Annotated in this window: 8 protein-coding genes and 2 pseudogenes; 7 read left to right on the top strand and 3 right to left on the bottom strand. The window is 37.7% G+C overall.

Annotation, left to right across the window (positions count from 1 at the left end; all coding sequences use genetic code 11):
- Positions 1 to 111 precede the first annotated feature (111 nt).
- Positions 112 to 606, bottom strand: coding sequence for a ribonuclease H (locus J2X77_RS23095; RefSeq protein WP_209582046.1), 495 nt, complete (start codon positions 604 to 606; stop codon positions 112 to 114).
- 391 nt (positions 607 to 997) lie between these two features.
- On the opposite strand from J2X77_RS23095, the gene J2X77_RS23090 reads away from it, so the two are divergent.
- From J2X77_RS23090 to J2X77_RS23080, 3 genes are all read left to right on the top strand, one after another.
- On the top strand, positions 998 to 1453 hold the full coding sequence (locus tag J2X77_RS23090) for a hypothetical protein (protein WP_209582043.1): 456 nt from the start codon (positions 998 to 1000) through the stop codon (positions 1451 to 1453).
- A gap of 74 nt (positions 1454 to 1527) precedes the next feature.
- Positions 1528 to 2217, top strand: a complete 690-nt coding sequence (locus J2X77_RS23085) for a Sir2 family NAD-dependent protein deacetylase (protein ID WP_209582039.1) — start codon at positions 1528 to 1530, stop codon at positions 2215 to 2217.
- Between the two features lie 23 nt (positions 2218 to 2240).
- Positions 2241 to 3338 carry a DUF2891 domain-containing protein gene (locus J2X77_RS23080; protein WP_209582036.1) on the top strand — a complete coding sequence of 366 codons (1098 nt, stop codon included), beginning with the start codon at positions 2241 to 2243 and terminating at the stop codon, positions 3336 to 3338.
- Positions 3339 to 3560: 222 nt separating this feature from the next.
- Here the strand turns inward: J2X77_RS23080 and J2X77_RS23075 are convergent, their stop codons facing one another.
- Positions 3561 to 4226 (bottom strand): hypothetical protein, encoded by a 666-nt coding sequence (locus J2X77_RS23075; protein WP_209582034.1) that lies wholly within the window; start codon positions 4224 to 4226, stop codon positions 3561 to 3563.
- Between the two features lie 199 nt (positions 4227 to 4425).
- Between J2X77_RS23075 and J2X77_RS23070 the strand changes: the two genes are divergently transcribed.
- Both J2X77_RS23070 and eptA read left to right on the top strand, forming a co-directional pair.
- A complete protein-coding gene (locus J2X77_RS23070; protein WP_310082686.1) occupies positions 4426 to 5733 on the top strand; it encodes a Gfo/Idh/MocA family oxidoreductase in 1308 nt (435 codons plus the stop codon).
- Positions 5734 to 5873: 140 nt separating this feature from the next.
- Positions 5874 to 7394, top strand: a complete 1521-nt coding sequence (gene eptA / locus J2X77_RS23065) for a phosphoethanolamine--lipid A transferase EptA (RefSeq protein ID WP_209582027.1) — start codon at positions 5874 to 5876, stop codon at positions 7392 to 7394.
- Between the two features lie 335 nt (positions 7395 to 7729).
- On the opposite strand, the pseudogene J2X77_RS23060 reads toward eptA, so the two are convergent.
- Positions 7730 to 7951: pseudogene (locus J2X77_RS23060) on the bottom strand (winged helix-turn-helix transcriptional regulator); the annotation flags it as partial.
- 75 nt (positions 7952 to 8026) lie between these two features.
- Between J2X77_RS23060 and J2X77_RS23055 the strand changes: the two are divergent.
- Positions 8027 to 8544: pseudogene (locus J2X77_RS23055) on the top strand (peroxiredoxin-like family protein).
- 7 nt (positions 8545 to 8551) lie between these two features.
- Positions 8552 to 8794, top strand: a complete 243-nt coding sequence (locus J2X77_RS23050) for a hypothetical protein (RefSeq protein ID WP_209582018.1) — start codon at positions 8552 to 8554, stop codon at positions 8792 to 8794.
- The last annotated feature ends 113 nt before the right edge of the window (positions 8795 to 8907 follow it).

Raw genomic sequence — 8907 nt, 5'->3', positions numbered from 1 at the left:
ACTAATTTAAGATACGAAAAAAGGAGCAGAAAACTGTTATTTCCCACTCCTTTTTTTTGCCCAATCTAAAACGGGACTTTTTCAGTGCCCTCGCAAAAAGTATGTCCCTTTTTATTTGGCTTCCTCCATTTCAAAGACACTGTCGATTTTCCAGTTCGCTTTATCCTTTGCTGCAGCAACGGCCAAACGATCGCAACGTTCATTTAACGGATGCCCAGCGTGACCTTTTACCCATACAAGGCATACGTTGTGCAATCTATAGGCAGCCATCAAACGCAACCAAAGATCTTTATTCTTTTTTCCCGCGAAACCCTTTTGGATCCAGCCATATACCCACTTTTTGTCAATGGCATCAATAACATATTTGGAGTCAGAATACACTGTAACTTGCTGATGCAAGTTTTTTAAGGCCTCGAGGCCAACAATAACCGCCATTAGTTCCATTCTATTGTTGGTCGTTTTGCGGTAACCACTCGAAAACTCCTTTTCGATAAGTTTTCCCTTAAAGGTTTCATTATCGCCCGTATAAATAGTTCTTAAAATAGTTCCGTAACCTCCAGGGCCTGGATTCCCACTTGAAGCACCATCTGTATATAATTCAATCATACCCCTCAAACATAGATAAATTTGCTTTTATATCCAATAATAACGAACATCTATTACAATAGGTTATAGGTAACTTTCTGAGTACCCTCGAGTTTATGATCCATACTTGACCAGTTATAGGAGATTTCTGAAATGGGGGATTCAACTTATGCTGCTTTTAAAATATTGAAGCAATTTAGTTGTTGTATGCACAATTAACTCATAAACAATATAACTCTGCGGATTTATATGTATTTTTCCTGCATAAACTTGTTATGTAAACAGTAAAATAGCCTTATGAACTATCGAAGGATAAGAAGGCCGGTGCTATTGAGAGTAACCTTTAAATTATTGGGGCGCTATATTTTCTGCTGAATTGTGGCGCGATAGCATTTTTTATTAATTTAGTCCCATGAATCTGTTTCAAATTGCATTAATTCCGCTGTTCGCTCTTCTTTTTATTTGTTGCTATTCTGGAGATGGAAGTAGGACTGAACGCTTGCGAGCCGATTCTTTGGTAAGCGAAGTGGTTCACGGAAATTTATCTTTAATAAGCTTGGCCAAGTCTAATGAATTCATGTATTTCAAGGATAAATATTTTTATGAGCCTGCAAATTTGAAGATTATTTCAAACTTTGATAAAATACAAATTCAAGTGGTAACCTATAGAATATATCAGCATGTTAAATTGGAGAACAATCGGTATAGGTTTCATATTCAAAATGCCAGGCAATTGCATATTCCAAATAAAGCTTTTGTATATTACCAACGTTCTTTTGAGGAAATGAATCGGCGGGCTGCAGCGAGTAATGATTCTATTCGGTTACAGCTTCCCAATGACTATGCGACTTTGCTGATAGAGGAATGATCGATTGCAGGTGTTCTTTCTCCAGACGCTCATCTGAAAGGGCTATTTTTAAATTCATTAAGAAGTAAATTTAGATGAAAAAGAAAAATATCGTAATATTAAGTGGAGCTGGTATTTCGGCAGAAAGTGGTATACCTACATTTAGAGATGCAAACGGCTTATGGGAGGGGCATGATGTGATGGAAGTAGCTTCTATTGAGGGCTGGCGTAGAAATCCGTCACTGGTTCAAGAGTTTTATAATTTGAGACGGAGAGCTGCTTCGCTGGCACAAGCAAACGTCGCTCATCTTGCTTTAGCTAAACTGGAATCCAAATACAACGTAGCTGTTATCACACAAAATGTCGATCTCTTGCACGAGCAAGCTGGGTCATCTCAAGTTATTCATTTGCATGGTCGCCTAGATCAGGCAAAGTCCTCTGTTGATGACCGACTGGTTTATCCAATTGTCGGGGATGAGATCAAAATGGGGGATCTGTGTGAAAAAGGCAGTCAGTTGAGACCTAATATCGTCTGGTTTGGAGAGGCTGTACCAGCGATTGAAGAGGTTGTCGTTGTCGTTTCGGAAGCTGATATTTTAATAATTGTAGGCACCTCTTTGCAAGTTTATCCTGCAGCTGGACTCAAGGAATTTGCTCCCAATCATTGCAAAACATTTTTAATCGATAAAAAAATACCAAACAATAAATTCTTGCGTAATATAACTTTTTTCGAGGAGGCAGCTACTGTCGCTGTTCCCAAATTAGTTGAGCAATTACTTGATTAGATAACGGACAGTTTCAAAAAAATATGAAAAAAGTAATAGGAATTCTTTGCGTCTCATTTGCTGTTTTAGCCTGCCATAATAATTCGCAAATTAAAGTAAACACAAGTACAAATAATCAGCCTTTAGTCTTGGATAGTATTCAAGCGAAGCATTTGCTCAGTTTACCATTACATTGCATCGAAGTGGAGTATCCTAATAAACTCGGACAGGTGCTAGGTAGTGATCTCGATCTGAAATCACCGCGCATACTGCACCCAATTTTCTATGGTTGTTTTGATTGGCATTCTTCTGTACATGGTTATTGGTCAATTGTCCATATTTTGAAAGAATTTCCAAATTTGGATAGTTCTGGAGAAATTCGGGAACAATTAAACCAAAATATTACAGCAGAAAATGTTGCGATCGAATTAGCTTTTTTCAAAGATAAGAACAATAAAAATTTTGAGCGTACGTATGGATGGGCTTGGTTGCTACAGTTACATAAAGAGTTGTTAACTTGGAAAGATACAGATGCAAAACGCTGGGCCATGAATCTTGAACCTTTGGTGAATCATGTAGTAAAATCTTATGAGGAGTATCTGCCCAAATTGGTTTATCCGATCAGAACAGGATACCACGATAATTCTGCATTCGGTATTTCGTTGTCTTTAGACTACGCGAGAAGCACGGGGAATGTGACATTTGAAAAATCATTGATGACTAATGCTTCACGATTATTTAGCCAAGATAAAGGCTGTAATATTTCTTTTGAGCCAAGTGGAAGTGATTTTCTTTCTCCTTGTCTTGAAGAAGCGCTATGTATGAGCTTGGTACTTCAAAAAGAGGATTACCGCAAATGGCTGAAGGTATTTATGCCAGAGCTGTTTAGTGCAAATTTTAATCTTGAGCCCGGTATTGTGAAAGACCGGACAGATGGACATTTGGTTCATTTGGATGGACTTAATTTTAGTCGTGCAAATTGTTTGAATGGTATCGCAAGGGCTTTACCTGAGTTAAATTACTTGCACAAATTGGCTAATAAACATTTAATGTACTCTTTGCCCAATATTACAAACAATGATGACTATATGGGGTCGCATTGGCTAGGTACATTCGCTTTGTATGCATTATCAAAGCATTGATTATAGAAGATTGTTTTTGTAAAATAAAAAAATAAGAAATCGCTATTTTGTACAAAATAAATAGAGAAATCGGACGTTATTAATACAAATACTTTTCATAAAATAGGTTAATATATGGCTAAGACCCTAGAGTTCCCCGCTCTAGGGCTTTTTTATATTTAGTTTAGTTCGAAGTCGATAAATCAAATCATAGTCACTCAGATAAGGTTAATTGGTGTACTATCAATCTGCTTTAACTAATGTGAGATCTTTAAAATGGCCTAAAGTGCCCGGGCCGACCCAAAGTCCAATGCTTCCCCGCAAATCTTTGCCCTGTTTGAGATCATTAACGATCAAAGTTGGCTGAGAAGACTCATTTAAATAAAGTTTTGCCCTTTCGTTATTGACTTCAATTTTTACTTTTATCCATTCCCCAGGTCCCATATCGGCATAAGCCTCATACTTCCCAGGAGTCTCCTCCCTTAGTTTCTCCCAAGGATATCCCGGAATAGAGATATATTGGGTTGCATGGTTTCTACGCAATTGTTCTTCGGCCCGGCCATTTGTAGGACGTAAATAAAAGATTTCTGTTTTTGAGATGTCGGCGCTTGTTCGAAAAGCAATACCAACAAAGCCACGGGCGGTTTCTCCGGCTTGATCCATGGGCTGGCCCGCAATGCTTACCTCAATCACTCCGTTATGGAAGTCAATATCTTTTATCAGCGCCATTGTTTTTTCACCATCTGTGAGTCCTTTTACCTGTAGTGCATTTTGTCCCTTGAAGTTTGTTAACTGAGTAGCTACCTGCGAAGGCATTACATTATTTGGTGTCAATTTGATCTTTTGAGCATATGTCTGCGTAAGCAAAAAGTAGCCAAAAGCAAAACAGAGAATCTTCTTTGTAAGCATAATAGTTGTTTAATGGTTTTAATCGTTATCGAAGATAGTAAAAGTGTTATTTAAAAGCAATTAAGTATTTACGTAGGATGCTATTAATGACAGCTTTTTAATAGTTTATTACCTATTATTCTTATATTAGGTAATAAACCATTAAATTATGAGTACTTTCAATTTAAATCGCAGGAGATTTATTCAAGGAGCAGGGGCGGTGCTAACCTTGTCAGCATTGCAAGTTAAAGCGCTGTCGTTTAAAGATGTCGTAAAAAAATTTCGGGTTGGGTTAATTGGTGCAGGCTGGTACGGCAGAAGTGATTTGTGTCGTTTAATTCAGGTTCGTGATGTCGATGTCGTTGCAATATGTGATGTTGATAACCGTCACTTACAAGAAGCGGGACGTCTAATTAGTGATCGTCAGGTTTCGAAAAAGGTTCCGAAACTTTACAATGACTATAGAGAGATGCTTGCTAATCACAAATTTGATCTCGTTTTAATTGGAACCCCAGATCATTGGCATGCAAGGCAGGCTATTGACGCAATACGTTCGGGTGCTCATCTTTATTTGCAAAAACCTATCAGTGTTGATGTGCTTGAGGGGGATGCGATTTGTCGTGCTGCAAGGAAATATAACAGAAAAGTTCAGGTAGGAACTCAGCGCAGAAGCACAGCTCACCTTGTCGATGCCAAGAATCGTGTGATCGATCGCGGTTTACTCGGTAAAATTTCTCATGTAGATATGTGTTGTTACTACCATATGCGAAAGAATGGCAATCCACCTACCGAAGCAGTGCCAGAATTCTTTGATTATGAACTTTGGACTGGGCCAGCACCTTTGCGCGCCTTTGATGGCTTACCTCATGGGAGCTGGTGGCGAACTTTTATGGCCTACGGGAACGGAATAACCGGGGATATGGGAATGCATATGTTTGATACAGTGCGCTGGCTTTTGCAGCTTAAATGGCCCAAAAGCGTTTATGCGAAAGGGGGGATTTATGTTCAAAAAGGTGGGAAATCGACAATTGCAGACACTCAAACTGCCATATTTGAATACGAAGATATTAATTGCGTATGGCAGCATAGGACATGGGGCTCAGCAGCAGACCCAGACTATCCTTGGGCATTCGTTATATATGGTGATAAAGGTACTTTGAAGGGGAGCGTCATGAAATATGAATTTATCCCGATTGGAGAAGGTGAATCCATTCGACAAGATGTTATTTTGGAAAAAGAGGAGTTTCCCGAAGATCTTACAGAACACCGAATAGAGCTTCATACCGCTCCTGCTACAAGAAAGCATATGCTTGATCTTTTATCGGCAATTGATAACAACCATCTTCCTATAGCGGATATTGAAGAAGGATATATATCGACCGCAAGCTGTATTTTGGCCAATTTGTCGATGCAGCTGAATCGCCCTTTAGTTTATGATCCAACGCAAAAAATATGTATTGATGACCCCGAGGCAACTCAGTTGCTGCGCAGACCCTATCGCAGCCCGTGGCAACATCCGTATGAATAGTTGGTAAATAGGGTATGATTAAATTTTACTCCCTTATTTTGAGTATTGTATTGGCTGATAGGATAATTAATAATAATTTGCTAATAATTTATTTTACATTTATCTGTTAATTATTTCATTCTTTAGAACCGTTACCATTTATGCTAAAAAATAGCTTAAAACTAGTCCGTTTTGTCCTGTTAATGAGTGTGTTGAATTTTATATTCTTCCATTTTCCATTTTATACTTTTGTTTTTAACAATGTTGACTACAGGAGCTTTGGGGGTATTATCCTGATTGGTAGTTTAATGGTTTTGATGCTGGTGATGAACGCTTTTGTACTTTATTTATTTTTTTCGCTATCACGTCGCTTTGGGAAATCCATACTTGTATTGTTCTTTCTGATCAATTCCATTGCCGTTTATTTTGTTAACACCTATAGCGTTATTTTGGACGAAACAATGATCGGCAATATATTGAATACCCGCTATTCCGAGTCGAGTGGTTTCTTTTCCCTGAGAATGATCTTGTATCTCTTGGTTCTGGGTATTATTCCTAGCATTTTCATCATCAAAGCCAACATAGTAAAGGATAAACCAAAGAAGTTCTTAGTCACGTCCTCCCTTTCGTTATTATTTATTGTTATTTTAATATTTGCGAATGCAACTAATTGGTTATGGATTGATAAGAATTCTAAGACTTTAGGTGCACTTGCCATGCCTTGGTCTTATACTGTCAATATATCACGTTTTTATATCCATGAACATCAAAAAAATAAAAAGGAGATATTATTGCCGGATGCGACAATTACTAGTGACAAAAAGACCGTGGTCGTCTTGGTTATTGGTGAATCCGCTCGAAGGGAGAATTTTTCGCTATATGGCTATCAAAAAAATACAAATCCTTTGCTTTCAAAGACACCGAATCTTCATCATTTTGATGCAACTTCTTGTTCGACCTATACGACAGCAGGAGTAAAGTGTCTATTAGAGCATAAAAATACGGACGATTTATATGAAATTTTGCCAAATTACCTTTACAGAAATGATGTTGATGTAATATGGCGTACAAGCAATTGGGGTGAGCCTCCGGTACATATTAAAGAATATGAAACGAGTGACCAGCTTGCTGCAAACTGTAAAGGTGAAGAATGTGCTTACGATGAGGTTTTATTAACAGGTTTAAAAGAACGGATATCAGCGAGTAAAATGGATAAAGTATTTGTTGTTCTTCATACAAGTACAAGTCATGGCCCAACTTATAGCAAGAAATATCCGGCTAAATTCGAAGTGTTTAAGCCAGTTTGTAATAGTGTAGAATTAGGGAATTGTTCGAAAAAAGAGTTAATTAATGCGTATGATAATACGGTAGTTTATACCGACTATATTTTGCACAGGCTGATCGAGGATCTAAAAGGATTAAAGGAATACAATAGTGCGATGTTGTTTGTATCCGATCATGGAGAATCATTGGGTGAAAATAACCTATATATGCATGGACTGCCTATGAGCATTGCACCTAAAGAACAATATGAGATTCCCTTTATTGTTTGGGTATCTGATCATTCTAAACAATTGAAACCAAATAGAACGTTGACTCAAAATCATGTATTTCATAGTGTACTTAAATTTTTGGATATGAAAAGCTCTATTTATGATGAAAATATGAACATTTTCAAATAGTAAATTATAGCTAGTGAGAAGATTTTTCTCGTTGACAAAATTTTGGCCGACGTTATAGCTGTATCGAAAGTTATCGTATTCGTTTTCTCTATGTGAAAGAGTAAAACTCTGTATGTCAGGATTTTATAAGTTAAACTATTGCAAATATGGCTGGAATAGGAATTGCTATATGGGAATAATATCGCTATTTGGATTATTTGGAGATTGGTACACTTACTCAAAAAAGCCAAGAAATACAACCCATAAACCAAACGGTTACAGCGATTATAAAAAATGGTATCCTAATTAGCACTGTGAGGAGATAGCCTATTCCGATTTTGTTCTGATATTTAAATCTATATTCTTCTATATTTTATCCCAATTGTTAACCTGTTATGATTGCTGAGTGCTCTCAAAAGTACTTCCACCAAACTCTCTCCCAAAGGCGTAAGTGAATACTCTACACGTGGCGGAAGTTCATGAAAGGACTTTTTGGACAATATTCCTTCCTCAACCATCTCCGTTAACTGTTGATTTAGAACGTGTCGGTCAACTTTTGCAATGCCACGTAGCATTTCACTTGGACGTCTTTAGCCAATCTTCCAAGTGAAGAAAAAGAGGCATTTAGAAGATCCATTGAAGATCTGTCAGCCATGGATCTCATTGAAAAGAGTATCCAGGTCGATGATAAGTTTCCCAATTTTAGCCTGTTAAATACGGAGAATAAATGCATTGAATTGGGCGAACTATTGATTAAAGGAAAGGTAATTGTCGCGTTTTTTCGCGGAAGTTGGTGTCCATATTGCAATCTCGAGTTACGGGCGTTGCAGGAAAACTTGCCTTATTCAAACAACACGGAGTTTCTCTCCTTGCTATTTCGCCACAAATGCCCCGATACAATGATCAGCTCAGGGGCGATCTCGCTTTAGATTTTGAATTGTTATTTGACGAAGATAATATGCTGGCCAACAATTGTGGTATCTCATTTGAACTTCAGGATTATGCCAATTCAACGTACAATAAGTTGGGAATCCGATTAAGTGAGTACAATGGTAATGACAACAATGTATTACCTGCGCCTGCTGTTTTTGTCATTGATAAAGATTGTAGGGTAAGCTATCGATTTTGGATGTCAATTATACAAATAGACTTAGTATTGATGAGTTACTAGCAACGCTATGAGTAAAATACAACGAAAAGGAGCAAAGCGCATTACTGATATCCCATTAACTATATTGGAAAGTTTGATTCGAGGAGAAATTGAAACAGCTAATCTCGTCGAATGGCTTGCTATAGACCAGACACTTCTCCTGGAAAATGTACTTAAGCAAAATAAGCGAAGGAAGTATGCAATCGTTGGGAAGAGGAAAGTGATACAAAAGAAACGCAATATATCATCCGAAAGGCACTGCGAACAATAGCAAAATAAATGTTAGACATAGTCAATAAAACAAAACGGTCACCCAACATAGGAAGCCATACGTCTCAACTTCACACCGATAAATTTGCTATGGGCTGAATTGGAGCAATAGTC

It is taken from the genome of Sphingobacterium sp. 2149 (genome assembly GCF_031455655.1).
Lineage (GTDB): Bacteria > Bacteroidota > Bacteroidia > Sphingobacteriales > Sphingobacteriaceae > Sphingobacterium.
This window is presented reverse-complemented; position numbering and strand designations above follow the sequence as displayed.